The organism is Blautia sp. HCN-1074, assembly GCF_037890165.1.
Taxonomy (GTDB): Bacteria; Bacillota; Clostridia; order Lachnospirales; family Lachnospiraceae; genus Blautia_A.
In genome coordinates, this window is the sequence record NZ_JBBKBP010000010.1 from 80,718 (window position 1) to 105,741 (window position 25,024).

The 25,024-nt window shown below is 42.3% G+C and carries 22 protein-coding genes; 16 read left to right on the plus strand and 6 right to left on the minus strand.

The genetic code is table 11. The features are described from left to right. Positions 1 to 106 precede the first annotated feature (106 nt). Positions 107 to 1,690 carry a glucose-6-phosphate isomerase gene (locus WKT11_RS10425; protein ID WP_340284182.1) on the minus strand — a complete coding sequence of 528 codons (1,584 nt, stop codon included), beginning with the start codon at positions 1,688 to 1,690 and terminating at the stop codon, positions 107 to 109. 215 nt (positions 1,691 to 1,905) lie between these two features. Here WKT11_RS10425 and WKT11_RS10430 point away from each other — a divergent pair, with 215 nt between their 5' ends. Both WKT11_RS10430 and WKT11_RS10435 read left to right on the plus strand, forming a co-directional pair. Then, a complete protein-coding gene (locus tag WKT11_RS10430; RefSeq protein ID WP_117675589.1) occupies positions 1,906 to 2,409 on the plus strand; it encodes an NUDIX hydrolase in 504 nt (167 codons plus the stop codon). Between the two features lie 106 nt (positions 2,410 to 2,515). Further along, positions 2,516 to 2,884 carry an EAL domain-containing protein gene (locus tag WKT11_RS10435; RefSeq protein ID WP_278278552.1) on the plus strand — a complete coding sequence of 123 codons (369 nt, stop codon included), beginning with the start codon at positions 2,516 to 2,518 and terminating at the stop codon, positions 2,882 to 2,884. Positions 2,885 to 3,267: 383 nt separating this feature from the next. On the opposite strand, the gene thrH is transcribed toward WKT11_RS10435, so the two are convergent. Beyond that, a complete protein-coding gene (gene thrH, locus WKT11_RS10440) occupies positions 3,268 to 3,870 on the minus strand; it encodes a bifunctional phosphoserine phosphatase/homoserine phosphotransferase ThrH (RefSeq protein ID WP_340284185.1) in 603 nt (200 codons plus the stop codon). A 531-nt stretch (positions 3,871 to 4,401) separates the two neighbouring features. Here thrH and WKT11_RS10445 point away from each other — a divergent pair. The 4 genes from WKT11_RS10445 to WKT11_RS10460 all read left to right on the plus strand — a co-directional run bounded on the left by WKT11_RS10445 (position 4,402) and on the right by WKT11_RS10460 (position 9,867). Further along, a complete protein-coding gene (locus tag WKT11_RS10445; RefSeq protein WP_117675583.1) occupies positions 4,402 to 4,938 on the plus strand; it encodes a MarR family winged helix-turn-helix transcriptional regulator in 537 nt (178 codons plus the stop codon). A gap of 43 nt (positions 4,939 to 4,981) precedes the next feature. Continuing rightward, entirely contained in the window at positions 4,982 to 6,715 is a 1,734-nt protein-coding gene (locus WKT11_RS10450; RefSeq protein ID WP_118516498.1) for an ABC transporter ATP-binding protein, read from the plus strand. After that, the gene (locus WKT11_RS10455) at positions 6,708 to 8,591 is read left to right on the plus strand and encodes an ABC transporter ATP-binding protein (RefSeq protein ID WP_340284188.1); all 1,884 of its coding nucleotides are present in this window, start codon (positions 6,708 to 6,710) and stop codon (positions 8,589 to 8,591) included. Before WKT11_RS10450 ends, WKT11_RS10455 begins: the two co-directional genes overlap by 8 nt. Before the next feature lie 253 nt (positions 8,592 to 8,844). Further along, a complete protein-coding gene (locus WKT11_RS10460; RefSeq protein WP_117675577.1) occupies positions 8,845 to 9,867 on the plus strand; it encodes a GTP-binding protein in 1,023 nt (340 codons plus the stop codon). A gap of 820 nt (positions 9,868 to 10,687) precedes the next feature. On the opposite strand, the gene WKT11_RS10465 is transcribed toward WKT11_RS10460, so the two are convergent. Beyond that, a complete protein-coding gene (locus WKT11_RS10465; protein WP_117675575.1) occupies positions 10,688 to 14,020 on the minus strand; it encodes a TRAP transporter large permease subunit in 3,333 nt (1,110 codons plus the stop codon). Next, positions 14,021 to 14,575, minus strand: a complete 555-nt coding sequence (locus tag WKT11_RS10470) for a TRAP transporter small permease (RefSeq protein ID WP_117675573.1) — start codon at positions 14,573 to 14,575, stop codon at positions 14,021 to 14,023. Between the two features lie 918 nt (positions 14,576 to 15,493). Here WKT11_RS10470 and WKT11_RS10475 point away from each other — a divergent pair. The 3 genes from WKT11_RS10475 to WKT11_RS10485 all read left to right on the plus strand — a co-directional run bounded on the left by WKT11_RS10475 (position 15,494) and on the right by WKT11_RS10485 (position 17,857). Beyond that, a complete protein-coding gene (locus tag WKT11_RS10475; RefSeq protein WP_117675569.1) occupies positions 15,494 to 15,760 on the plus strand; it encodes a DUF3990 domain-containing protein in 267 nt (88 codons plus the stop codon). A 92-nt stretch (positions 15,761 to 15,852) separates the two neighbouring features. After that, positions 15,853 to 17,442 carry an AAA-like domain-containing protein gene (locus WKT11_RS10480; protein ID WP_340284194.1) on the plus strand — a complete coding sequence of 530 codons (1,590 nt, stop codon included), beginning with the start codon at positions 15,853 to 15,855 and terminating at the stop codon, positions 17,440 to 17,442. Positions 17,443 to 17,464: 22 nt separating this feature from the next. Then, positions 17,465 to 17,857: a VOC family protein gene (locus tag WKT11_RS10485; protein WP_117675565.1), complete on the plus strand. Its 393-nt coding sequence runs from the start codon at positions 17,465 to 17,467 to the stop codon at positions 17,855 to 17,857. Positions 17,858 to 17,963: 106 nt separating this feature from the next. Here WKT11_RS10485 and WKT11_RS10490 read toward each other — a convergent pair whose 3' ends face one another. Then, entirely contained in the window at positions 17,964 to 19,187 is a 1,224-nt protein-coding gene (locus WKT11_RS10490) for a dicarboxylate/amino acid:cation symporter (protein ID WP_340284197.1), read from the minus strand. Then, positions 19,084 to 19,368 carry a DUF6783 domain-containing protein gene (locus WKT11_RS10495; protein ID WP_340284199.1) on the minus strand — a complete coding sequence of 95 codons (285 nt, stop codon included), beginning with the start codon at positions 19,366 to 19,368 and terminating at the stop codon, positions 19,084 to 19,086. Before WKT11_RS10495 ends, WKT11_RS10490 begins: the two co-directional genes overlap by 104 nt. Between WKT11_RS10495 and WKT11_RS10500 the strand changes: the two genes are divergently transcribed. The 7 genes from WKT11_RS10500 (at position 19,288) to WKT11_RS10530 (ending at position 24,964) form a co-directional block, all read left to right on the plus strand. Then, complete coding sequence (locus WKT11_RS10500; RefSeq protein WP_340284237.1) at positions 19,288 to 19,455, plus strand: DUF6783 domain-containing protein; 168 nt, start codon at positions 19,288 to 19,290, stop codon at positions 19,453 to 19,455. The two genes, WKT11_RS10495 and WKT11_RS10500, sit on opposite strands and share 81 nt — an antisense overlap. Before the next feature lie 169 nt (positions 19,456 to 19,624). Beyond that, positions 19,625 to 20,029, plus strand: a complete 405-nt coding sequence (locus tag WKT11_RS10505) for a DUF3783 domain-containing protein (RefSeq protein WP_118629561.1) — start codon at positions 19,625 to 19,627, stop codon at positions 20,027 to 20,029. A gap of 238 nt (positions 20,030 to 20,267) precedes the next feature. After that, positions 20,268 to 20,957, plus strand: coding sequence for a Crp/Fnr family transcriptional regulator (locus tag WKT11_RS10510; protein ID WP_118629559.1), 690 nt, complete (start codon positions 20,268 to 20,270; stop codon positions 20,955 to 20,957). Between the two features lie 14 nt (positions 20,958 to 20,971). Then, on the plus strand, positions 20,972 to 21,970 hold the full coding sequence (gene asrA, locus WKT11_RS10515) for an anaerobic sulfite reductase subunit AsrA (protein ID WP_117675557.1): 999 nt from the start codon (positions 20,972 to 20,974) through the stop codon (positions 21,968 to 21,970). A gap of 1 nt (position 21,971) precedes the next feature. Further along, positions 21,972 to 22,760 carry an anaerobic sulfite reductase subunit AsrB gene (gene asrB, locus WKT11_RS10520; protein WP_117675555.1) on the plus strand — a complete coding sequence of 263 codons (789 nt, stop codon included), beginning with the start codon at positions 21,972 to 21,974 and terminating at the stop codon, positions 22,758 to 22,760. Positions 22,761 to 22,773: 13 nt separating this feature from the next. Then, a complete protein-coding gene (gene asrC / locus WKT11_RS10525; RefSeq protein ID WP_340284239.1) occupies positions 22,774 to 23,739 on the plus strand; it encodes a sulfite reductase subunit C in 966 nt (321 codons plus the stop codon). A gap of 292 nt (positions 23,740 to 24,031) precedes the next feature. Then, on the plus strand, positions 24,032 to 24,964 hold the full coding sequence (locus WKT11_RS10530) for a LysR family transcriptional regulator (RefSeq protein WP_119245289.1): 933 nt from the start codon (positions 24,032 to 24,034) through the stop codon (positions 24,962 to 24,964). Positions 24,965 to 25,024: the final 60 nt, after the last annotated feature.

A 25,024-nucleotide genomic window follows, 5' to 3' on the forward strand; every position in this document is an offset into this window, starting at 1 on the left:
TTATAGAAAACTATTGAATAACATTCCTATGACATAAAAAGCGGGAAATCATCCAGATCAGAATGATTTCCCGTAGATATTTTCTGTAAAAGTATAAAACTACAAATCAGATGTTTAACAGATCGCTGTATACTTTCAGTGCTCCGTCAGTGTCGTGTGCGAGAACACGTTTGGCAAGGACTTTACCAAGCTGTACACCTTCCTGGTCGAAGCTGTTTAAGTTCCATACGAATCCCTGGAACATGATCTTGTTCTCGAAGTGAGCTAGTAATGCACCGAGAGAAGCCGGTGTCAGTTCTTCACCTACGATGATACTGGAAGGACGACCGCCCTTGAAGTTCTTGTTGAGGTTCTCGTCTTCTTTACCGCATGCAAATGCTACGATCTGAGCTGCAACGTTAGCGCAGAGTTTCTGCTGGCTTGTGCTGTTCTCGATATCAACATCTACACCAAGCTGGCTCTTCTTAAAGCCGATGAACTGAAGCGGAACGATATCAGTTCCCTGATGTAATAACTGATAGAAGGAATGCTGTCCGTTTGTACCTGGCTCACCGAAGATAACCGGTCCTGTCACATAGTTTACAGGTTCACCGAAACGGTTTACAGATTTACCGTTGGACTCCATATCACACTGCTGTAAGTGTGCAGGGAAACGGCTTAATGCCTGAGAGTATGGAAGAACTGCTGTAGCAGGATATCCCTGTACGTTTCTCTCATAAACACCGATCAGGGCGTCAAGCATATCCGGGTTCTCAAGGATGTTCTTGTTTGTAGCAAGCTTGTCCTCAGCAGCAGCTCCGTCAAGGATCTGTGCAAATACTTCAGGACCGAATGCAAGGGAAAGGATTGCTCCACCTACACCGGAAACAGAAGAGTAACGTCCGCCGATATAGTCATCCATAAAGATTGCTGTCAGATAATCTTCGCTCTTAGCCAGAGGAGAAGTCTCACTTGTTACAGCAAGCATATGTCTGGAAGGATTTAATCCTGCTTTAATGAGAGCATTCTTTACAAATGCTTCGTTTGTTAATGTCTCAAGAGTTGTACCGGACTTGGATACAACGATGAAAAGAGAATGAGCAAGGTCTACGGAAGCAAGAACAGCAGCTGCATCATCAGGGTCTACGTTGCTGATGAATTTCGCTTCCATCTTGAATGTGTTGTTTGCTTTTGCCCAGTTCTCAAGAGCGATATATAATGCACGAGGACCTAAGTCGCTTCCACCGATACCGATCTGTACTACGGTTGTGAATTTCTCGCCGTTTTCATTTGTGATCTCACCTGCGTGAACTTTGTTTGCAAAGTCTGCCGCTTTCTTCTGCTGTGCAACGTAGAATTCACGTTTGTCAACACCGTCTACAACTACAGCTTCACCAAGCTGGGTACGTGCAAGGTGATGAAGAACCATACGTTTCTCCCCTGTATTGATTACAGCGCCGTTGTATAATTCCTGGAATTTGTCGATAAGTTCGGCCTCATCTGCAAGTTTTGCAAGTGCGTCAAGAACTGTCTCATCCACCTGTTTTGCAGCATAGTTGTAAGTTAAACCGGCTGCCATTGGTGCGCTGTATTTCACTACACGTTCTGCACCCTTCTCACCTGCCATGGCGTCAGCGATACTTACGTGACCTTTCAGTTCGGCAAGTTTGCTGTAAGAAGCAAGGGTATCCAGATTTTTCCATGTTGCCATAATAATATTCCTCCTTTAAATGACTGCCTCCATACGGTGACAGTTGTCTAATGCAATTATACTTAATAATTGTTTTAATTTCAATGCAAGGATGCATGGAATTTAAGGATATTTTGCAGGTATCTTGTTTATTTTTCATAAATAAGTTGCTTTACGACAGGGAAAAGCCGTATAATGAAGGGCAGCAATACATTAATGAAAGGAAACAGATCAACATGGAGTTTTGGGACATTTATGATAAAGACAAGAAACCGACCGGACGCACAATGAAGAGAAATGACTGGTGCTTAAAGGATGGAGAATATCATCTGACAGTTCTGGGTGTGGTTGCAAGACCGGATGGAACTTTTCTTATAACAAAACGCGTAATGACGAAAGCATGGGCACCTGGCTGGTGGGAAGTATCCGGTGGTGCTGCTCAGGCGGGAGAGGAATCTTACGAAGCTGTTTTGCGTGAGGTAAAAGAGGAAACAGGTCTGGATGCACGTGGTGCAGAAGGTGGATATCTTTTTACATATAAGAGAGAGAACCCGGGTGAGGGCGATAATTATTTCGTGGATGTGTATCGCTTTGTGATGGACATTGACGAGAAGAATCTGCATCTGCAGACAGAGGAAACAGACGGATATATGTTTGCTACAGTTGATGAGATTAAGGCGTTTGCGGCAGAAGGAAAATTTCTGCATTATGACAGCATAAAGAAAGCGTTTGAACTGTAGCCGGATTGATATAAGAATTCCTGAAGGGAACTGTAGATGAAAATTTACTCAGACTTTTGACGTATATTATATTGAATATCTGGTCGTTAATGATGTTGGCGGAGATCTGGAGACATCCAAGAATGTCCGGCACATGTGGGAGAGTTTTAAGAAGATTGGTGTCTGTATCGCGATGGATGATTTCGGTACGGGATATTCGAACCTGAAAAATATCGGAAGACTTTCTTCGAATACGTTGAAGATTGACCGCAGCTTCACGATGCAGGCGTTAAAGAACGAATATGAACATAAACTGTTAGATTATATTATAGATATGATACATAGCCTGAACCTTAAAGTTGTGATAGAGGGGATTGAGACGAAAGAAGAACTGGAATCGATCACTAAAATGAAACCGGATTATATTCAGGGATATTATTACAGCAAGCCATGTTCGGCGGAGCAGTTTAAAGAGAAATACGGGATAACGAAATAGTAAAAATAGTAAGCGTTTTTGGATCTTCTAAAATCCTGAGATATATTGTGTGAATTTATAAAAAACCATCATACAGAACCGATGCAACGAAAAAATATTTCGATGTTATTGGGAATGTATGATGGTTTTTGTAATAATTGGAAATTATTTACAATACGAAATTGCTATTGATTGATTTTTGAGTAATGTTTCAAAATAATTAGTTTCTAGTGTACCGACAAGTTGATTTCTCGAACAATCTTGCGTCTAAATTCCTTATTTCCGCGTTGTCGTCGGTCGCCGTAGCCACCGCTACGCCTCTCTCCTTCGCCTTGAAATAAGAAAATTTATCCTGCAAGATTGCTTCAAGAATCAACTTGTCGGCACACTAGGATTTCCGTCAATTATTTCATAGCATTCTTAATAGCTGACAGTAATTCATCATAAGCTTCATATGCCGGGATATCCGGGTAATCGGCTTTGATCTTATCAGTGCTTCTGAAAAGGAATCCGGCTTTACTTGCCTGGATCATACCAAGGTCATTGTAGGAATCACCACTTGCGATCGTATCAAATCCGATAGACTGTAAAGCTTTGACAGTGCTTAATTTGGACTGTTCCACTCTCATCTTGAAGCCGGTGATTTCACCGCTGTCTGCAACTTCAAGAGTGTTGCAAAACAGTGTTGGTCTTCCAAGCTTTTCCATTAGAGGTGCAGCAAACTGTGTGAAAGTATCACTGATCAGGATGATCTGAGAGAAGGAACGAAGTTCATCCAGAAATTCCTTAGCACCTGGAAGCGGGTCAATTTTTGCGATAACATCCTGGATCTCTTTCAGTCCGAGACCATGTTCTTTCAGAATGCCAAGTCGCCAGTTCATTAATTTATCATAATCTGGTTCATCACGGGTAGTTCTCTTAAGTTCCGGGATTCCGCTGGCTTCTGCGAATGCAACCCAGATTTCCGGCACCAATACACCTTCTACGTCAAGACATGTAATATACATAATAAAAATCCTCCTTTGTTATTAAACATAGTCCGGAATCCATCTGATTTTACAGAATATTATTTTCGGACTTTTGTATTTTATCGCTGTACTCAGTGAAACAATATTAACATACTTTCCGGGCAGACGCAATTTCTGGATTATAAAAAATACAAATTGTTATTGATAAAAAGTTACTGTTCACACACCACTATCCCGCGAGGTGTTTTGGCATAAATATGCCAAAATCCCGAGACATACAAGCCAAAATTCCATTGCCGCAGGCAATCTGGAATGAATTTTGGCTACGTTACTGAGAACGGAGTGAACAGTAACGATAAAAATGATTGACATTCCACATATGCATCATTATAATAAAAAAATAGTTAGGGTACTAACTAAATAGAAAGCCATAAAACTTCCCACTTTCAGGATTCTATGTACTGGTATTCTGAAGAGGTGGGATTTTATCAGCTTGCTATAAATCAGAAAGTAATGAAGCGGATTACAAATATCTGACTGACAGGAGGTGCAGGAGCGATAGAGGAAGAAATGAAACAGAGACTAAAGGATATGTATGTTGGCAGGCTGATCCATATTTTGTCACATTCCATGCGGCGGCATAATCCGACCGAAGTGATGGAGAATGATGATCTGACAACGATGCAGAAGCATGTGCTGAAATTCATTCTTCTCGAAACGATGCATCGGGATCTTTATCAGAAAGATGTTGAAGAGGAATTTCAGGTCAGAAAGCCAACAGCGACCGGAATTCTGAAGCTGATGGAGAAGAATGGCTATATTTACAGAGAGAGTGCCAGACAGGATGCACGTCTGAAACGGATTGTCCCTACCGAAAAGGCAGAGAACATCCGCCTGGCAATTCTTAAGAGCATCGAGGAAAATGAAGAGGCAATGGTTCGGGGAATCCCGAAAGAAGATGTGGAGCTGTGCAAGCAGGTTCTGTGGCAGATGTATGAAAATCGCAGAAGCGTATGTAATTGTCTGGCAGATCAGGAGAAAGAGAGACAGTCACAGGAAGTTGATGATGTTCATGGTAAAGAAGAACATTGTGAACATAAAAAGTAATGAGAGGTAACAATTATAAAGAATAAGGAGGACATCGACAAAGATGAATAAGAAACTTTTAAGTTCCGTCCGGGAATACAAGAAGCAGTCTGTATTGGCTCCGATCCTTGTAATTCTGGAAGTACTGATGGAAGTTCTGATTCCGCTGGAAATGGCGAAGATCATCGACGTAGGTATCGCAAACGGCGATATGAGCTATATCATCCAGCGAGGAGTCATCCTTGTTGCAATGGCAATGATCTCTCTGTTTTTCGGTGTACAGGCCGGAAACATGGCGGCAGTTGCGGCAGCAGGATATGCAAAGAATTTACGACATGATATTTTTTACAAGGTGCAGGATTTCTCCTTCAAAAATATCGACCACTTTTCAACCTCAGGTCTGGTCACACGATTGACTACAGATATCACGAACGTGCAGCAGGCATATATGATGAGCATACGTCTCCTTGCCAGAGCACCGTTTATGATCATTCTGTCATGGATCATGACACTGACCATTAACAAGGAAGTTGCTTTACTTTTCCTGGTCGTAGTTCCGCTTCTGGGCGGTACATTGATCTTCATTGCAAAGAAAGCACATCCGCATTTCATCAAAGTATTTGATGAGTACGATATCCTGAACAATTCTGTACAGGAAAATGTAAATGCATCCCGCGTAGTTAAGGCATTCGTAAGAGAAGACCATGAGATCGAGAAATTCCATGGAATTTCCAAATACGTTTACAACCTCTTTACTAAAGCAGAGAAGATTGTTGCATGGAATGCTCCGGTTATGCAGTTTATGATGTATACCGTAATTATTATCATTGTTGCCATCGGTGGAAGAGGAATCGTTCTCGGCGGCATGGAGACTGGTGAACTGACAAGTGTTATCGTTTATGCACTTCAGATTCTGATGTCCCTGAACATGGTAACTTTCGTATTTGTTATGATTATGATCGCACAGGCATCTACAGACCGTATCATTGAAGTTCTGGATGAAGTTCCGGAAATGCAGGATAAGGCTGATGCAGTAAAAACAGTGGCAGATGGTTCTATTGACTTCAATCATGTAGATTTCAGCTATGCAGGAGAAGGCGGAAACCTTTCCCTGAAGGATGTAAACCTTCATATTAAATCAGGTCAGACCGTCGGTGTTATCGGTGGAACCGGTAGTGCCAAATCTACTCTGGTACAGCTGATTCCGAGACTCTATGATGTCACGAAGGGAAATGTACAGGTTGGCGGCGTAGATGTCCGTAACTATAATCTGGAGGTTCTTCGTGACCAGGTTTCTATGGTACTGCAGAAAAATGTGCTTTTCTCCGGAAGCATTTATGAAAACATCCGCTGGGGCGATGAACATGCCAGTGATGAAGAAGTTCAGCGAGTTTGTAAGCTTGCACAGGCAGACGGATTCGTCAGTGAATTCCCGGATGGCTATAATACTATGATCGTTCAGGGTGGTAACAACGTATCCGGTGGACAGAAGCAGCGTCTGTGTATTGCCAGAGCACTTCTTAAGAAACCGAAGATTTTGATCCTGGATGACTCTACCAGTGCGGTAGATACCAGAACAGATGCCCTGATCCGTAAGGCTTTTCGCGAGGAAATCCCGAATACAACAAAAATCATTATTGCACAGCGAGTTTCTTCTATTGAGGATGCAGACCAGATTATCGTACTGGATGACGGTAAGATCGTAGGCGTGGGAACATCCGAAGAACTGCTTAAGACAAACGATATTTACAGAGAAGTATATGAATCACAGGTCAAAGGAGGCGGAGACGATGAATAAGAAGAAAAAATTAGATCAGAATACCATCAAAACTGCCAAAAGACTTCTGAAATATATGACAGCAACTTATAAAGCACAGTTTATCCTTGTGTTTATCTGTATCTTTATTAGTTCAGTAGCCAGCATTTCTGTTTCTCTGTCATTGAAATTCCTGCTGGATGATTTTATCATTCCGCTGATCGGACAGACAGATCCGAACTTTGCAGAACTGTATAAGGCGCTTTCCGTTCTTGGCTGTATTTTCCTTCTTGGTGTAATTGCTACATTTATCTATACCAGAACAATGGTTTATATCGGTCAGGGCGTGCTGAAACGTGTCCGTGACGATATGTTTGAACATATGCAGACTCTCCCGATCCGCTACTTCGATCAGAACACAAACGGATCCATCATGAGTCTTTATACCAACGATACCGACACATTGAGACAGATGATCAGCCAGGCGATTCCGCAGGCATTGATGGCATTGTTTACGATCATTGTTACATTTATTTCCATGCTGGTGTTAAGCCCGCTGCTTACAATTCTGGCAGTTGTGATCATTTTCGTCATGTTGAAGGTCACGAATAAAATCGGTTCTAACAGTGGTAAATACTTCATCCGCCAGCAGGTATCTCTGGCAGATGTGACTGGTTTCGTGGAAGAGAGAATGAACGGACAGAGAGTTGTAAAAGTTTTTAACCACGAAGAGCAGTCCAAAGAAGAATTTGACAAACTCAACGAAGCACTTTTCGAAAGTTCTGCAAATGCCAATAAATACGGTAACATGATGGGACCTGTAATTGGTAACATTGGTAACCTGCAGTTCGTTTTAACAGCTGTACTTGGCGGACTTCTATCTGTAACAGGAATCGGCGGCATCACTCTTGGTGTCATGGCTTCCTATCTGCAGTTTACAAAGAGCTTCACACAGCCATTTATGCAGGTGGCACAGCAGTTTAACGCAATCGTTATGGCTCTGGCTGGTGCAGAACGAATCTTCAGGCTCATTGATGAGGAACCGGAAGAGGATAAAGGCTATGTAGAACTTGTCAATGCGAAGAAAGATGCCAATGGAAACATCATAGAATGCAAAGAAAGAACAGGTATGTGGGCATGGAAACATCCGCATTCCGCAGACGGTTCTGTAAGCTACACAGAGCTGACAGGAGATGTACGTTTCGAAGATGTTACTTTCGGTTATAACCCGGATAAAGTAATTCTGAAAGACATCAGTCTCTTTGCAAAACCAGGACAGAAACTTGCTTTCGTAGGTTCTACCGGTGCCGGTAAGACAACCATCACAAACCTGATTAACCGTTTCTACGATATTCAGGAAGGTAAGATCCGTTACGACGGAATCAACATCACGAAGATTAAGAAAGACGACCTCAGACGTTCTCTGGGAATTGTACTTCAGGATACTCATCTGTTCACTGGAACTATTAGGGAAAATATCCGCTATGGTAAACTGGATGCGACAGATGAGGAAGTATATGAGGCAGCAAGACTGGCTCATGCAGACCAGTTCATCAAGATGCTTCCGAATGGATATGACACCATGTTAAGCGGTGACGGCGAGGAACTCTCTCAGGGACAGCGCCAGCTTCTCTCTATCGCCAGAGCAGCCGTAGCCAACCCGCCGGTACTGATCCTGGATGAAGCAACTTCAAGTATCGATACCCGTACAGAGAGTATCGTACAGAAAGGTATGGATAACCTGATGAAAGGCCGTACCGTATTCGTAATCGCCCATCGACTCTCAACCATCAGAAACAGCGATGCCATCATCGTACTGGATCATGGTAAGATCATTGAAAGAGGTGACCATGAAGACCTCATTAAGTTAAAAGGAACTTATTATCAGCTTTATACTGGTAAGCTGGAGTTATCTTAAAGGATTACTTTTATATAGAGTTATATGGATTAAAAGGTATGCGTATAAGGGTGTGGCAGACAGATAAGGTCTGCTGCGCCCTTATACTATGGAAGGAATATATTTAAGTTAATTTGTTGTTCTGTTAGTCCATTGTTATTACTTAAGTTTTCCGTTATAATAAAAAATTATGGAGATTGTTTATGAAAAATTCAGATAAAAAATTATCAATTATTATGCGATATAAGTTTACGAAAGGAATGGAAAACAACGAATGGTTAAGGTAGATTTAATCACAGGCTTTCTGGGGTCGGGGAAGACGACGTTTATCAGGAAGTATGCGAAGTATCTGATGGATGAAGGAAATAATATTGGAATACTTGAGAATGATTATGGGGCAGTGAATGTGGATATGATGTTGCTTCAGGATCTGATGGGAGATAACTGTGAGCTGGAGATGATTTCCGGTGGGTGTGACAAGGACTGTCACAGGAGACGGTTTAAAACGAAGCTGATTGCTATGGGAATGTGCGGATATGATCGTGTGATCGTGGAACCGTCGGGGATTTTTGATGTGGATGAGTTCTTTGATATCCTTCATGAAGAACCACTGAATCGCTGGTACCAGATTGGAAATGTGATTGCGATCGTGGATTCCAGGCTGGAGAATGATTTGTCGGATGAGGCGGATTTTATTCTGGCTTCTGAGGTGGCAGATGCGGGATGTATCGTGATGAGCAAGAGCCAGGAGGCTTCACCGGAGGAAATTCAGGGGACAATTGATCATGTAAATCGGGCGCTGGAGAAGGTGCATTGTCGCAGGAGATTTGGCGGTTTAGGTAAGGAAAATACGGAACAGGATATGGATAAAATGGGTAATGTTATCCACAAAAACTGGGATGAAATGTCGAAAGAGGACTTTGCCGGGATTGCGTCCTGTGGATATGAGATGTCAACTTACCGGAAACCGGAGCTCGAAGCGGATGAGGCGTTTACTTCTCTGTATTATATGAATGTGAAAATGACCGAGAAGGAACTGCGGGAAGCGGCAGAGAAGATTCTGTCTGATCCGGAATGCGGACATGTATTTCGTATGAAAGGATTTATGAGAGTGGACGATGGTGATGGAATTTCTGGAAAGTCTGTTCAGACGGAGAAAAATTGGAAAAAGTGGATTGAATTAAATGCTACTAAGAATGAAATTACGATCCGTCCTCTTCATGTAGGGCAGGAGGTTTTGATTGTAATTGGTGAGGATTTGCAGGAAGAGAAGATAAAGTCTTATCTGAAAATATGAAAGTTGCAATTCACTTTGTTTTAACCAAATCAAGTAAGTCCCCTACTTCAATTGCGAAGAGCAATAAGCAGTGGGTGGGGACTTGCTTGTATCAGAAGGGGTACAAGCCCCTTCTGATAAACTGCGAAGCAGTTATTTGGTTATGAGCAAGTAGCGAAAGCGGATTGCGAATATCCGATTGACTCAACACATGTGGAATCCTATCTGAATTGTTATAAAAGAGCACTTGAAAATTCAAGTGCTCCATTGTATAATCTACTTAGAAGTTGACCGGAAGCTAGTTCCGGTTACCCTCGGTAAAATTAATGTGAAAAGAATTTAAGCATCCCACCGCCCAAAGTTGGATGCTTATTTCTTTTTATGTTGATCTATGTAAGTCAATGCCGTAAAGATTACTAATAATAAAGTAAGAACTTCCATTGTGTTCATCAGGCATCCCCTCCTTTCATAAAACTGGAAGGCAAGGGTAGAAACTTCGCATCCGGAGTCTGTTCAATTATACCAGTTCAGTATAACGTTAAAGAGAGAAGATATCAAGTACTTTATGTTCTAATACTTAAATTATATAAATAATTAGTTACTGTTCACACGCCACTATCCCGCGAGGCGTTTTGGCATGAATATGCCAAAATCCCGAGACATACAGCGCGAATTTATGCGATTAGCATAAATTCTGTGCATCGCGAAGCGTGTTACTGGGCACGGAGTGAACAGTAACAATAATTAAACAGGGTATGAAGCTCATCTTTATTTGATGAAACTTCATACCCTGTTCTTTTATTTTTATGGAGATATTAACTTTTCTAATTGGATAAAGGTGTTATTTTGTAAACAGATCAACCAGATCTTGGGCGTCGTCGTAGCCCTGGCTCTTGAGTTCGTTTACGAACCATTCGTCTACACCGTCAACGGCTTCCTTGAAGGAATCGATATCCATATCAGATTTCTCTGTGAATGTCACGCCGTTTTTGGATTCCCAGCGTTCTTTGATTTCATCATCGCTGGAACGGTTGATGTAACGTTCGTACTCAACAGCTTTCTGTCCGCATTCATCAACAACAGCCTGCTGTTCTGGTGTCAGGTCGTTGTAGATGTCTTCGTTGATACAGAAGAACAGACAGTCATAAATTGCATCCCACATAGAGCAGTAAGGCTGAACTTCCTGAACGCTTGCAGCGTCGATAGCAGGAAGTGGATTCTCCTCACCCTCAACAGTGTTCTGCTGAAGTGCTGTATAAGTTTCAGACCAGTTCATGTTAGTAGCATCAGCACCCCATCTCTTGTAGCATTCCATAAGAAGGTTGGAACCGGCTACACGAACTTTGAGGTTCTTCATATCGTCAACAGTTTTCACTTCATGTTTGCTGTTTGTCAGTTCACGGAAACCGTTTTCTGCGATACCCATGCAGTGGAGTCCGTATTCACCGAGGATTTCTTTCAGCTTCTCACCGGCTTCGCCGTCAAATTTTGCATCAGCATCATCATAAGAATCATAGATGAATGGAAGAGAAACAACATTGAAACGTGGATCGAATGCGGAGTAGATCAGGTTGGAGTGCATGGAGATCTGAACCGGGTCACCATTCATCAGAGCCTGGATACCTTCGGACTGGTTGCCGTTTGTCAGCTGGTCAGCTGCGTAAATGTTGACTTTAACTTTGCCGCCTGTAGCTTTTTCCATCAGTTCGCCGAACTTACGTCCGCCGTCAGCCCATGTACTTGTCTCAGTAGTGGAGCAAGCGAAGTTCCAGGTTGTTTCCGGCCAGTCCAGATTACTGTAATCTTCCACTGTGTTGAAGGAATCCTTTGTGAAAAGGTCAACCAGATCCTGTGCATCGTCGTAGCCCTGGCTCTTCAGTTCGTTTACAAACCAGTCATCGATACCGTCAACTGCCTTTTTGAAGGAGTCGATATCCATATCTTCTTTTTCTGTGATTGTTACACCATTCTGGCTTGCCCAGCGTTCTTTGATTTCGTCATCACCGGAACGGTTGATGTAACGCTCGTATTCAACTGCTTTCTGACCTGCTTCGTCAACAACTTTCTGCTGCTCTGGTGTCAGACCATTGTAGATGTCTTCGTTGATACAGAAGAATAGACAGTCATAGATTGCATCCCACATAGAGCAGTAAGGCTGAACCTCCTGGACACTTGCAGCGTCGATAGCAGGAAGTGGATTCTCCTGACCTTCAACAGTGTTCTGCTGAAGTGCTGTGTAGGTTTCTGACCAGTTCATGTTGGTGGCATCAGCGCCCCATCTCTTGTAGCATTCCATCAGAAGGTTGGAGCCTGCTACACGAACCTTCAGGTTCTTCATATCGTCTACTGATTTAATTTCATGTTTGCTGTTTGTGATTTCGCGGAAACCGTTCTCTGCAATACCCATGCAGTGGAGTCCGTACTCACTGAGGATTTCTTTCAGCTTTTCACCAGCTTCGCCGTCGAATTTCGCATCTGCGTCATCATAAGAATCATAGACAAACGGAAGAGAAACAACGTTGAAACGTGGGTCAAAAGCGGAGTAGATCAGGTTGGAGTGCATGGAGATCTGAACCGGATCACCATTCATCAGAGCCTGAATACCTTCAGACTGGTTGCCGTTTGTCAGCTGGTCAGCAGCGTAAATATTGACTTTAACTTTGCCGCCTGTGGCTTTTTCCATCAGTTCACCGAACTTACGTCCGCCGTCAGCCCAGGTACTTGTTTCAGTAGTGGAGCAAGCGAAGTTCCAGGTCATTTCTGGCCAGTCAAGGTCGCTGTAATCTGCGATTGTGTCGAATGAGTTATTGCCGTCTCCAGCATCCTTGGAAGCTGTATCTGAGGAAGCGGAGGACTGATCACCTGTGTAGGAGCCTTCTTTTGCAAGAGCTTTCGGAAGGAAGGTGGAGGTAATCGGGATGTATGTAACGATCAGAAGAACTGCAACGCAGGCTGCGATCATTGGCACAACTGCCCTTGAGATCTCCTGCAGAGTAACTTCCAGACCTTTTTTAATCTTGATACTGATTGCTACGAAAAGGTTTACACCTACAGGAGGAGTTACCTGTCCGATTGCAAGGTTTACAGTTGCCATAACACCGAATGCTACCACATCGTATCCCAGTGCCTTACATACAGGAAGCATGATCGGAATGAAGATGTACATAGCGGAGTTTGCATCAATGAAGCATCCTGCGATCAGGAAGATGATGTTTACGATCAGCAGGAAGGTAAACTGGTTGTGTGCGATGCTTCCAAGTAAATTGGAGGCTGCTTCTGCAATACCGAATTTGGTACATACAAAGGAGAACAGGGAGGCACTTGCTACGATGAGCATGATACCGCCGGTTGTCTTTGCTGAGTCTACCAGGATGTCAAACATATCGCGGATGGAAACCTCGCGGTAGATGACCATACCTACGAAGAGTCCGTATACAACGGATACGGCTGCTGCTTCTGTTGGTGTGAAGATACCGCCATAGATACCGCCCAGGATGATGATTGGCATCAGGAATCCCCAGAAAGCATCTTTGAAAGCGTCCCAGCGTTCTTTGCCTGAGGCTTTTTCTCTGGATGGTTTGATGTTATGCTTCTTTGCTTCCAGCATTACTACGATTACCAGTGCCACGCCCATAAGAAGACCTGGTACGATACCTGCCATGAACATATCTGCGATGGATGTGCCTGTGATGGAAGCATATACAACGAAGGCGATACTTGGCGGGATGACGATGGCAATGGAACTTGAGGTAGCCATCAGTGCTGTGGAGAATGGTGCGGAGAAACCGCCCTGTTCTACCATTGCAGGGATCAGTACGGCACCAAGGGCTGCAACAGTTGCAGGACCGGAACCGGAGATTGCGCCGAAGAAGCAGGCTACGATGACACATACGATAGCGATACCGCCTTTTTTGTGTCCTACGCAGGTATCAACGAATTTGATCAGTCGTTTGGAGATACCGGCTTTTGCCATGATGTTACCTGACAGTACGAAGAATGGGATTGCCAGGAGCAGGAATTTACTGATTCCTGAGTACATATTTGTTGCTACAATCGTCAGGGATGTACCGGAGTAGAGGATTGCGCATACGGAGGAAAGTCCGAGGCAGATTCCGATGGGCACACCGAGGATCAGGAATATGAAGAAGGAGATAAATAAGATTGCACTGATCATTTATTTGCCCTCCTTTTTGTCTGTTGTGATTGTGTTCATGTTACTTTTTGTGTTTTTGTCGGCATTTTCTGCGCTATCGGTTTTGCAGCAGAAGTCCAGACAGAATTCGATGAAGTGAAGGATCATGCATCCTGCACCGATAGGGACGAAGGACCAGAAGATCCATTCAGGCCAGTTTAATACGAAGGTTCTTTTTCCGTTCTGAAGCTGAGTGATTACCTTGTCCATTCCGTATTTGAAAAGGATGACGCTGAAGATGATGCTCAGGACTGTGATCAGGATTACGGATGGTTTCTTCAGTTTCTTCGGAAGGCGGTCTGTAACCAGTGTCAGGCTGACCAGTTCTCCTTCGCGGCAGGCAAGTGCGGCTGCCAGCAGGGTGATGAGTACGAATACCGCTACTACAAGTTCTTCTGTGAAGGACCAGGAACGGTGGATGACTTTACGGGAAAATACGTTTCCCACAGTCAGCACCAGAATCAGCAGTGTGGAGATCACAAGGACGATCTTTTCTGCTGCAGCCAGTGCGTTCATGATTTTTTTGTAGATTTTCATGCTCTCTACTCCTCTCAAAATTTTTGTTCCTGTTTTTCGAAATGTAGGGCAGATTCATCTGTGGTGAATTCTGCTGTTTTCAAAAAGCAGAAGTAGTGTTTCGGTTTCAGATCGACAGCCTGGAAAAGAAAGTATGTCTCGTGTGTCAGGGCACTTTTGACATAAAAAAAGTCCGCCCCACGCAGGGACGGACATATAATATTCCGTAACCACCCTGTTTCATCTTTGAAACAAGTACGATTCTGCAACGTACCGATATACGCGGCTCCTGTAACGGGGGGCGGACGGGGAAGCTTACTGTGAATGCGGCGATATCTGTGATGGCTGTATTCAAGGTTCGGCTTTCCTTCTCGGGGATGATATTCGAAACAGGTCTGTCGCTGCATTTCACCGGACTGCAGCTCTCTGGGGACAGGTGGACTGTTTTTACTGGTTCCCTTCATTGAATTTATGCGTTATAGGTTTAGCTGTTTAAAAAACTAAAGCAATTTTAACGCGATTTGTTTTGAAAGTCAAGAGGTTTTTGTAAGTATTTGGGGGAAGTTTGTTGGCGTGGGGCGTACACAGACAATAAGGGACGCGCGAAGTAGCATCTATCTGCAGGTTCAGTTCCGGGGGCTAAGTAACTCTAAGGTGAGGGAAAATCCGCTAAAAGCATGAAGAAAAATGCAAAACTCGCTCCGTTGCAGAACTCCGCTCAGACAGGTTGCTATTTTTCTTCATAACGCGGATTTCCCCCACCTAAGAGTTACTAAGCCCCCTCCAAATTCACCTGCAAAGAGATGCTGCTTCGCGCTGGGGATTGGAAGTGTAAGAGGGAACAGTAATGACTGTAATGCTGGACGTAAAGAGGTTGATTCTGTTAGAGAAAAGACTTACAATCATAAGTACATACAAGTAACAGGGAAAGGAGAAGGAATGGTTTTATTTTATGGAAGTAAAGAAATTGTTGTGTATCCGAGTATAAGAAAGTCTATTTATAATAGAGATTTTTATTTTGGATTTTATTGTACTGCGAATAAAGAGCAGGCAGAAAGGTGTGCAATCAGGTATATCGTGAAGCGTGTTACTGAGAACAGAGTAAATAGTAACAACAGTAATGATTTGTCGGATTACATCATCAGGCTTTTCTTGCCAGTGCTTAAAGAACAGGATATAATATTTTTAACCGAAGTAAACAGATAATCTTTTGCCATATTCGTGGAAAGAACAGAGTATAGGTGAAATATATAAATGATATACAATGCGAAACGTCAGAAAAGAGGTGGAAATAAATAGTGAAGGTATTTAATACGACAGGTGTATGTGTTCCTAAGAAGCATTATATGGTAAATATAGAGAATCGTTTGAAAAAAATAAAGAAACTGGTGGATGGTGAAAGTTATTTTGTCATTAATAAGGCGCGTCAGTATGGAAAAACTACTACGCTCAGAGCCTTGAATCAGTATTTAAAGAATGACTACCATGTTGTATTTATAGATTTTCAGACATTTAGTAATGCTGATTTCGGCGCAGAAAACATTTTTTCGACTTCTTTTGCAATGGAATTTACGGAGTTATTTGATCATAATGATTATGAAGAGAATACGAAACTTAAAAATGCGTTGAAAAAACTGGAAGTGGAATCGGAAAGTGAACGATTTACATTAAGACCTCTTTTTAAAAACTTACGTCAGATCTGTGCAGTAACGGACAAGCCTATTGTATTGTTGGTTGATGAAATTGACAGTGCGACAAATAACCAGGTGTTTTTAGATTTTCTTGCTCAGTTGCGTGCGATGTATCTTGCCCGTGATATGCAGCCGGCATTTCAGTCGGTGATTTTTGCAGGTGTTTATGATATTAAAAACCTGAAGCAGAAGATTCGTTCAGAGGAAGATCATAAGTATAATAGTCCATGGAATATTGCTGCTGATTTTAATATTGATATGAGTTTTTCGAAGGAAGAAATTTCGGGCATGCTGCAGGAATATGAGGATGATCATAACAGTGGGATGGATATTGAAGGCATGTCGAAACTGATCTTTGATTATACAGATGGTTATCCATTTCTTGTATCAAGAATATGTCAGTTGATAGATGCTTTTGTATATCAGAGAATAGAGGATAAAAAGCTGGCATGGACGAAAAATGGATTTAATGAAGCTGTTCGTCTGATTCTCTCTGAGAAGAATACATTGTTTGAATCTTTAATTGGAAAATTGCATGATTATCCTGAATTAAGCAAGCTGATAAAAGGAATTCTTTTTACCGGTAAGTCTTATCCATATAATACAGATGAGGGCATTATTGATATGGCTGCCATGTTTGGATTTATAAAAAATCAGAATGGAAATGTGGCTGTAGCGAATCGTATTTTTGAGATACGGCTGTATAATTTTTTTTTATCAGAAGATGAATTGCGTGAGAATGATATTTACAGAGCCTCCTTACAGGATAAAAACCAATTTATTATAGATGGATGTCTGGATATGAGAAAAGTTCTGGAAAAATTTGTCTGGCATTTTCATGATGTGTTTGGAAAATGTGGAAAAAGGTTCCTGGAAGAGGAAGGAAGGCTATATTTTTTACTGTATCTACGTCCGATTATCAATGGAACAGGAAATTATTATATTGAGGCTCAGACGCGAAGCATGCGCAGAACGGATGTTATCGTGGATTATCGGGGAAAACAATATATTATTGAATTGAAGTTGTGGCATGGTGAGGAGTATAATAAACGTGGAGAAGAACAGATAGTAGATTATCTGAATGAGTATCATACGGATACAGGATATTTATTGAGTTTTAATTTTAATAAAAACAAAGAAATTGGTGTTCATGATGTTTTTATTGGAGAAAAGCATATTGTTGAGGCAGTAGTGTGATATAAGAAAGGAGCAAATGATTATGGATTTAAAGAATTATTCAACAGGTGTACAGCACATCGGGATTCCGACGAATGATATTGAGAAAACGGTGGAGTTTTATCATAAGCTAGGATTTGAGACGGCGTTTGAGACTGTGAATGAGGACGCGAATGAGAAGGTTGTTTTTCTGAAGCTGGGAACTTTGGTTGTGGAGACTTATGAGAATCATGCGGCGAAGATGGAGCATGGGGCGATTGATCATGTTGCGCTTGATGTGAGAGACATTGAGGAGATTTTTCGGTATATTAATGAATCTGGTCTGAATTCCACACAGGATACGATTCATTTTCTGCCGTTCTGGGAAAATGGTGTGAAGTTCTTTACGATTGAAGGACCAAATAAGGAGAAAGTGGAGTTTAGCCAGTATCTGTAAGTGAAAGTGTACCAGAGTGGTTTTGAAAAAAGTTGCTGTATTTTTCATATATCAAATGAAAATACAACAACTTTTTTACATTAGTTATTAAAATTAATCTTCCAACTTAGTCTTCCAACTTAATTTTTTCTTTCAGAACTACACATCCGGCCATATCTCCGATAACATTGACGCAGGTAGCTCCCATATCGCAGAGAGTGTTGATACTGATGTAAACGCCCATAACACCGGCTGGCAGACCTGCCATTGTTGCGAGGGCTGCGAAGGATGCGATGGCACCGCCTGGGATTCCAGGTGTTCCTACGGAGAGGAGCACGTTTGCCAGAAGGATTACGATCATCAGGGAAATGCTTACGTTGATACCGCAGGCATTTGCGAAGAACATGATCATAAAGGACATCAGGATGGATACAGCGTCCATGTTTACTGTAGCACCAAGAGGAATGGCGATACTTGTGATTTTATCAGATACGCCCATTTCATTTTCCATACACTGCTTACTGATCGGAATGGTTGCTGAACTGGAGCAGGTTCCGAATGCGTTTAATGCTGCTGGAAGCATTGTCTTGAAGAATTTGATTGGACTTTCTTTTCCAAGAAGTTTGATAGCACCGCCGTAAACAACGATTGCAAATCCGAAGAATGCTACATACAGAATGATCAGCTGGGTTGCAAGTGAAACGATTGTTTCTGTACCGTTGGCTTCTACAACAGGAACGATTGTACAGAAGACACCGATTGGCGTGAAATACATAACTGTGCTGATTACTTTCAGACAGACTTCGTTACAGGAGTCGATCACTTTCAGAAGTGCTGCACCTTTTTCACCGATGGCGATGAGGGTGAAGCCGACGATTACTGCAAATACAAGTACCTGAAGCATATTTCCGTTTGCAAAAGCTGCAACCGGGTTGGATGGAATCAGGTTCTTGATGGTATCCAGAATGCTGGTCATTTCTGTGGCCTGGATATCGGAAGTTGCCATTTCGAATTTAACGCCTTCACCGAGATGGATCAGTCGTGGAATAATCAGTCCTGCGAGGCTGGCAAGTGCAGTTGTGCACAGGAAGAAGATCATGGCTCCGGCTGTGATCTTACCGGTTGTACGGGCATTGCCGATACTGGAGATACCCATGATGATGGAACAGAAGACCAGTGGAAAGATCATCATGTTCAGAGCATTCATGTAAATGCTTCCGATGAGACTTGTGATAGTAAGTACCGGCTCAAATCTGCCTGCCAGAAACAGTCCGGTAAGAATACCGAGGATCAGGCCGATAAAGATTGCGGTGGTGATATGCTTTTTGTACCACGAATAGAAATTTTTCATTAGTTCCCTCCTTCATTTTTCTGATGCTGGAAATAACTTGCAGGTGTCTAGAGCGTGTTTGAAAAATCATTCCCGCAATCTGCACGCCCCACTTTGCGGTATATTTTGCCCTCATTCGGTTGGCGTAGCCCGCTACGCCGCCCTCATTCAGGCGAAATCTCCCACAAATTGTGACGCACATCTTGCAGAAAGCATTTTTCAAACACGCTCTAGAATATATGGCTCAAGTAGAAACAGAAGATGGCAGAGCATGTGCCGACTGCAATAAATTTCCAGATTCAGAAAAAATAGCATGACACTACTTTACCACAATAACGTGTGAATTACAATGCAAGGTGTTGAATTTGGCGGATTTTGTGTGGTATGATGGGCAATAAGAAAAAGCATAGAAGACCAATAAGTTAATCTTTGAGGGTTACTATAGGAGGACAACATAAATGAAACCAACGATTTTATTAATAAATTTTAAAGACCAGCAGAAACTTCGTAAATTAAAAATGGCATTACTGCCATTCAAAATCCGCTTAAAAACAGTGGAATCTCAGGATTACTGTCAGCCGATTGGTTATCTAGCTGGAGTGAAGGAGATTGCGAAAGTGGAGACTGCGTCAACAGAGATTCTGTCAGCATTGATACCACAGGAACAGATGGAAAAGGAAATGTTGATTCTTGCAGGAATCACCGGGAATTTATTTGACCAGGTGCTCTATACATTGCGGAAAGCAGGAACACCGGTGGACTATAAGGCAGTTCTGACAGAGCATAATCAGAACTGGAACTGTATGCAGCTTTATAAAGAGTTGGAGAAAGAACATCAGATGTACCATCCTGAAGCAGAATAATATTTATTGGATACAATACAAGGCAGCAGAACGATTTTTATGATTTAAAGAAATTTTTTTATAAATCTTTGAAAATGTGATATACATCACAGAAACCGAAAAATTTTCTCATTATAATAAACATGAATTGCAGGACATGATTAAAATGAATATGAAACTGTCGAAGAGATTGTTCGAAGATTGAATAATATTTGCAGTTAATTAATTTTTGCCGGGGCATGTCAGTGAGGTTGAAACGATGGGACAGATAACGATCAGAGAGCTGGAAAAGCTGGATTTTTTTGAAGGGATTCCGCAGGATATCCTGCAGAATCTTCTTAATGAAAGTACAGTTGCTTCTTATAAGAAGAAAGAAGTGATTTTTCATTCCCGCACCAGAACAGAGTTTGTGTATTTTGTGCTTTCGGGCGAGGTGATGCTTTACAACCTGACGAAGCACGGAAACAGAAAGGTGATTTTTATCCTGGGAAAAGGACGACTGTTAAATCAGAGCATTGTGAGCAAAAAGCCGAATGCTCTTTTTGGTGAGGCAGTCTGTCCTGTGCAGGCATTGAAAATTCCAGAGGGCGTTTTTCTGCGGCTTATGGAGCAGTGTCATGAGTTGACCTATTCCATTTTGCGTGAATATGAAAGGAACCTCTGGCGTATGGGGCATCAGCTGAAAAATACTACCGGAAATATGCAGACGGAGCGGAAAATCGCAGCCAAGTTATGGAAACTTGGACGGGATTTTGGTGTGGAGACAGAAGAGGGTGTAATGGTAGATATCGATCTTACTATTACACTGATGGCAGATCTGGTAGGAGTTCCGCGAGAAAATGTATCCCGTGCGTGTAAGGTTCTGACTGACAGAGGACTGATCCACTACAGCAGCAAACGATTCATTCTGATAGATTTCGATGGTCTTGCAGACTTTTATAAGATGTGAGAAAGGGGTATCTGATGGGAAAACGATTAAACAGGGATGAGATGCAGCAGTTTTTTGAGAGTCTGCAGGAGTCCTATGATATATACGGTCCGAAACTTTATCAGGGAACAGGCTGTTTTTCAGATACAGATGTAGTTCGTTATGGACAGCTTGAAAGCTGGGAGGAACTTGTCTGGGACAGAAAATCTGACTACAGTTTTAAAGAAGCATTGTTTCCGATTTCTGAAACGATTCTTTATTTTACAGAAAATGAGATGAAAACAGCAGACGGACCTGCCAGACCGAGAATGATTTTTCTGAAAAGCTGTGATTTCCATGCGTTGAAACGTCTGGATGAGATGTATCTGAGGAATGGTGCGGAGGATTTTTACTACAGAAGAATGCGGGAGAATACAGTTTTTGCTGTGATGGGATGTAAGGAATCCGGAGAATCCTGTTTCTGTGTAAGTATGGGAACAAACCGATGTGAAGGTTATGATATTTATGCTTTTCAGGATGAAAATGGCTGTTATGTGGATGTAAAAAGTGGAGAACTGGAAAGTTTGCTCCCGGAATGTGGACAGAGCACTGAAGAAGAGCCGGTATTTGTGGAAAAGAATCAGGTTCAGGTAGAGATTCCGGAAAGTCTGCCGGAGAATATTCAGGAAGATTCCATGTGGCAGGAATATTCAGGACGATGCATTGGATGTGGACGTTGTAATTTTGTCTGCCCAACCTGTACCTGTTTTACCATGCAGGATATTTTCTATAAAGATAATCCGAAGGCCGGGGAACGCCGCCGCGTGTGGGCTTCCTGTCAGGTGGATGGATATTCTGATATTGCGGGAGGACATAGTTTCCGCCAGAGTCAGGGAGACAGAATGCGTTTTAAGGTTTTACATAAGGTATCAGATTATAAAAAGAGATTCGGCTATCATATGTGCGTAGGCTGCGGCCGCTGTGAGAATGTCTGTCCGGAGTATATCTCCTATATTGCATGTCTGCAGAAGCTGAAAGAAAAGGAGGGAAAATAAGATGACGAACGAATATATTCCTTTCTTGTCTAAGATTCAGGAGATTATTAAACATACCGAGACAGAGTATACTTTCCGTATGACTTATGTGGGTGATGTAAAACCGGGACAGTTCTTCGAGGTTTCCATTCCGAAATATGGGGAAGCACCGATTTCTGTAAGCGGGATCGGAACGAATTATGTAGACTTGACGATCCGTAAGGTAGGCAAGGTAACAGGCGAGATTTTTGAGCTGAAAGAGGGTAGCAGCTTTTTCATGCGAGGACCTTATGGAAATGGATTCCAGAAAGAAAATTATCAGGGAAAAGAATTGATTGTTGTGGCTGGCGGAACAGGCGTTTCTCCGGTGCGCGGTGTGATCAGCTATTTCGGTGAGCACAAAGATGAGGTGAAGAAGCTTCATACGATCCTTGGATTTAAGTCTCCGTCAGATATTCTGTTTAAGGAAGATTTAAAGCGATGGGAAAATCAGATGGATTTTATTCTGACAGTAGATTCTTCAGATGATCCAGCTTATCAGACCGGACTTGTTACCAAGTATATTCCGGGACTTGAGCTTGGGGATATCAGCGAGACAGCTGCGATCGTAGTAGGGCCGCCGATTATGATGAAGTTTGCAGTGGCAGAGCTTCTGAAGCTGGGTATGAAAGAGGAGCAGATCTGGATTTCCCAGGAGAGAAAGATGTGCTGTGGACTTGGTAAATGTGGACATTGCAGAATGAATGACACCTATATCTGTCTGGACGGACCGGTTTTCTGTTATTCAGAAGGAAAGAAACTGTTTGATTAAGGGAGGATGAATGATGGATATTAATACAAAGAAACTTAAGAAAAATGCCTTCCGTGTATCAAAGGTTCGTGGAATCGCAGCGTCAAGAGTACGTGTTCCGGGTGGCTGCTGTAATGCGGAAGTTATGCAGCAGGTAGTAGATATTGCAAAGAAATATGGTAACGGACAGATTCATCTGACTACCCGTCAGGGCTTTGAGATTGAAGGAATCCGTATGGAAGATATGGACAAAGTCAATGAAATGCTTCAGCCGATTATTGAGAATCTTGAGATTAATCAGACAGAATCTGGAAGTGGATATCCGGCATCAGGGACACGAAATGTCTGCGCATGTATCGGAAATCGTGTCTGTCCTTTTGGAAACTATAATACGGCAGCTTTTGCAAAGAGGATTGAGAAAGCTATTTTCCCGAATGATCTTCATTTCAAGGTTGCTCTTACAGGCTGTGCAAATGATTGTATCAAGGCGAGAATGCATGACTTTGGAATCATCGGAATGACAGAACCGCAGTATGATCCGAACCGTTGCGTATCCTGCGGAGCCTGTGTAAAAGGCTGCGATAAGCTATCTGTAGATGCACTGAAAATGGAGAATTACCGGGTTGTGCGCAATGAGGAAAAGTGTGTGGGATGTGGAGTCTGCGTAACGAAATGTCCGACCAGAGCATGGACACGAAGTGAGAAAAAATACTACCGCCTTACGCTTATGGGAAGAACCGGAAAACGCAACCCGCGTCTTGGCGAGGATTTCCTGATCTGGGCGGATGAGGATACGATCATTAAGGTCATTCTGAATACCTATAAATTTGTAAAAGAATATATCGACCCGAATGCACCGGGCGGAGAAGAACATGTGGGATATATCATTGACCGCGTGGGATTCGCAGAGTATAAGAAATGGGCATTAGACGGGATAGAACTGCCACCGGAGACGATTGTGAAAGACAATATTTACTGGGGCGGGATTTATTACAGGTAGTGAGAAAAGATACTTAAATTTATATCATTATTTTTTGGTAATGCGATAAACAACAATGTGATAGAATAGTGAAGTAGAAAAGAGGAAAAACCGTGGGCAATTAGGATTGGAACCATGGTTTTTCTTTTTTATACGAGAATTATCCTTGTAAAAAAACGTTTCGTTTACTAAAATAAAAAAAACAGGCAAACGATATTTAACCGAATCAAGTAAGTCCCCTGCTTCAATTGCGAATATCCGATTGACTCAGCCTGTCAAAGCGTAAAATAATTGCAGACAATAAGGAGAAGTTATGACATTAACACAGATGAATTACATCATCACAATTTCAGAAACAGGTTCATTAAACAAAGCCGCCGAGGCATTATATATTTCCCAGCCATCGTTAACCAATGCTGTGAAAGAGCTGGAGAAGGAACTCGGAATCACCATCTTCAACCGCAGCGGCCGAGGTGTAACTCTGACCAATGACGGTACAGAGTTTCTGATGTACGCCCGTCAGATTTATGGTCAATACGAGAGTGTTCTGGAGAAATACAGCGAGGGTGGTTCTTATAAGAAGAAGTTCGGTGTTTCTACGCAGCATTATTCTTTTGCAGTAAAGGCATTCGTGGATATGGCACAGGGATTCGATATGTCGGAATATGAATTTGCCATCAGGGAGACAAAAACAGCAGATGTAATCAGCGATGTCAGCACTATGAAGAGTGAGGTTGGTGTGCTTTACCTCAGTGATTTTAACCGTAAGGCATTGCTGAAACTTCTTCATTCTGCGAACCTGGAATTTCATCATCTTATAGACTGTCAGGCTTATGTATATTTATGGAAAAATCACCCGCTGGCGAAGGAAAAATCAATCAGTTACAGCCAGCTTGAGAAATATCCATGTCTGTCTTTTGAACAGGGAGAAAAAGGTAATTTCTATCTGGCGGAAGAGATTCTGTCTACGAACGAATACACCAGAACAGTCAAAGCTTCAGACCGTGCAACGATGCTGAATCTGATGGTTGGTTTAAATGGATATACTTTATGTTCAGGAATCATCTGTGAAGAATTGAACGGCAGTGATTATCTGGCAATTCCCTTCGAGGGCGATGAACAGAACCAGAACAGCGATATGGAAATCGGATACATCACCAGAAAGAATTCTATTCTCAGTAATATGGGGAAACTGTATGTATCTTCTTTGCAGAAATATCTGGAGCAGAATGCAATTTCGGAGTGATCAGTAACTATTCGGAACATCTGATTCCGATTCTGTTGTATATTGCTGGACATACAATCA

What these genes read in the sequence shown, in the direction of transcription:
- WKT11_RS10425 (WP_340284182.1), bottom strand. Translation starts at nt 1,690, where the DNA reads ATGGCAACATGGAAAAATCTGGATACCCTTGCTTCTTACAGCAAACTT.
- WKT11_RS10430 (WP_117675589.1), top strand. Translation starts at nt 1,906, where the DNA reads ATGGAGTTTTGGGACATTTATGATAAAGACAAGAAACCGACCGGACGC.
- thrH (WP_340284185.1), bottom strand. Translation starts at nt 3,870, where the DNA reads ATGTATATTACATGTCTTGACGTAGAAGGTGTATTGGTGCCGGAAATC.
- WKT11_RS10445 (WP_117675583.1), top strand. Translation starts at nt 4,402, where the DNA reads ATGAAACAGAGACTAAAGGATATGTATGTTGGCAGGCTGATCCATATT.
- WKT11_RS10450 (WP_118516498.1), top strand. Translation starts at nt 4,982, where the DNA reads ATGAATAAGAAACTTTTAAGTTCCGTCCGGGAATACAAGAAGCAGTCT.
- WKT11_RS10455 (WP_340284188.1), top strand. Translation starts at nt 6,708, where the DNA reads ATGAATAAGAAGAAAAAATTAGATCAGAATACCATCAAAACTGCCAAA.
- WKT11_RS10460 (WP_117675577.1), top strand. Translation starts at nt 8,845, where the DNA reads ATGGTTAAGGTAGATTTAATCACAGGCTTTCTGGGGTCGGGGAAGACG.
- WKT11_RS10465 (WP_117675575.1), bottom strand. Translation starts at nt 14,020, where the DNA reads ATGATCAGTGCAATCTTATTTATCTCCTTCTTCATATTCCTGATCCTC.
- WKT11_RS10470 (WP_117675573.1), bottom strand. Translation starts at nt 14,575, where the DNA reads ATGAAAATCTACAAAAAAATCATGAACGCACTGGCTGCAGCAGAAAAG.
- WKT11_RS10475 (WP_117675569.1), top strand. Translation starts at nt 15,494, where the DNA reads ATGGTTTTATTTTATGGAAGTAAAGAAATTGTTGTGTATCCGAGTATA.
- WKT11_RS10485 (WP_117675565.1), top strand. Translation starts at nt 17,465, where the DNA reads ATGGATTTAAAGAATTATTCAACAGGTGTACAGCACATCGGGATTCCG.
- WKT11_RS10490 (WP_340284197.1), bottom strand. Translation starts at nt 19,187, where the DNA reads ATGAAAAATTTCTATTCGTGGTACAAAAAGCATATCACCACCGCAATC.
- WKT11_RS10495 (WP_340284199.1), bottom strand. Translation starts at nt 19,368, where the DNA reads ATGTGCGTCACAATTTGTGGGAGATTTCGCCTGAATGAGGGCGGCGTA.
- WKT11_RS10505 (WP_118629561.1), top strand. Translation starts at nt 19,625, where the DNA reads ATGAAACCAACGATTTTATTAATAAATTTTAAAGACCAGCAGAAACTT.
- WKT11_RS10510 (WP_118629559.1), top strand. Translation starts at nt 20,268, where the DNA reads ATGGGACAGATAACGATCAGAGAGCTGGAAAAGCTGGATTTTTTTGAA.
- asrA (WP_117675557.1), top strand. Translation starts at nt 20,972, where the DNA reads ATGGGAAAACGATTAAACAGGGATGAGATGCAGCAGTTTTTTGAGAGT.
- asrB (WP_117675555.1), top strand. Translation starts at nt 21,972, where the DNA reads ATGACGAACGAATATATTCCTTTCTTGTCTAAGATTCAGGAGATTATT.
- asrC (WP_340284239.1), top strand. Translation starts at nt 22,774, where the DNA reads ATGGATATTAATACAAAGAAACTTAAGAAAAATGCCTTCCGTGTATCA.
- WKT11_RS10530 (WP_119245289.1), top strand. Translation starts at nt 24,032, where the DNA reads ATGACATTAACACAGATGAATTACATCATCACAATTTCAGAAACAGGT.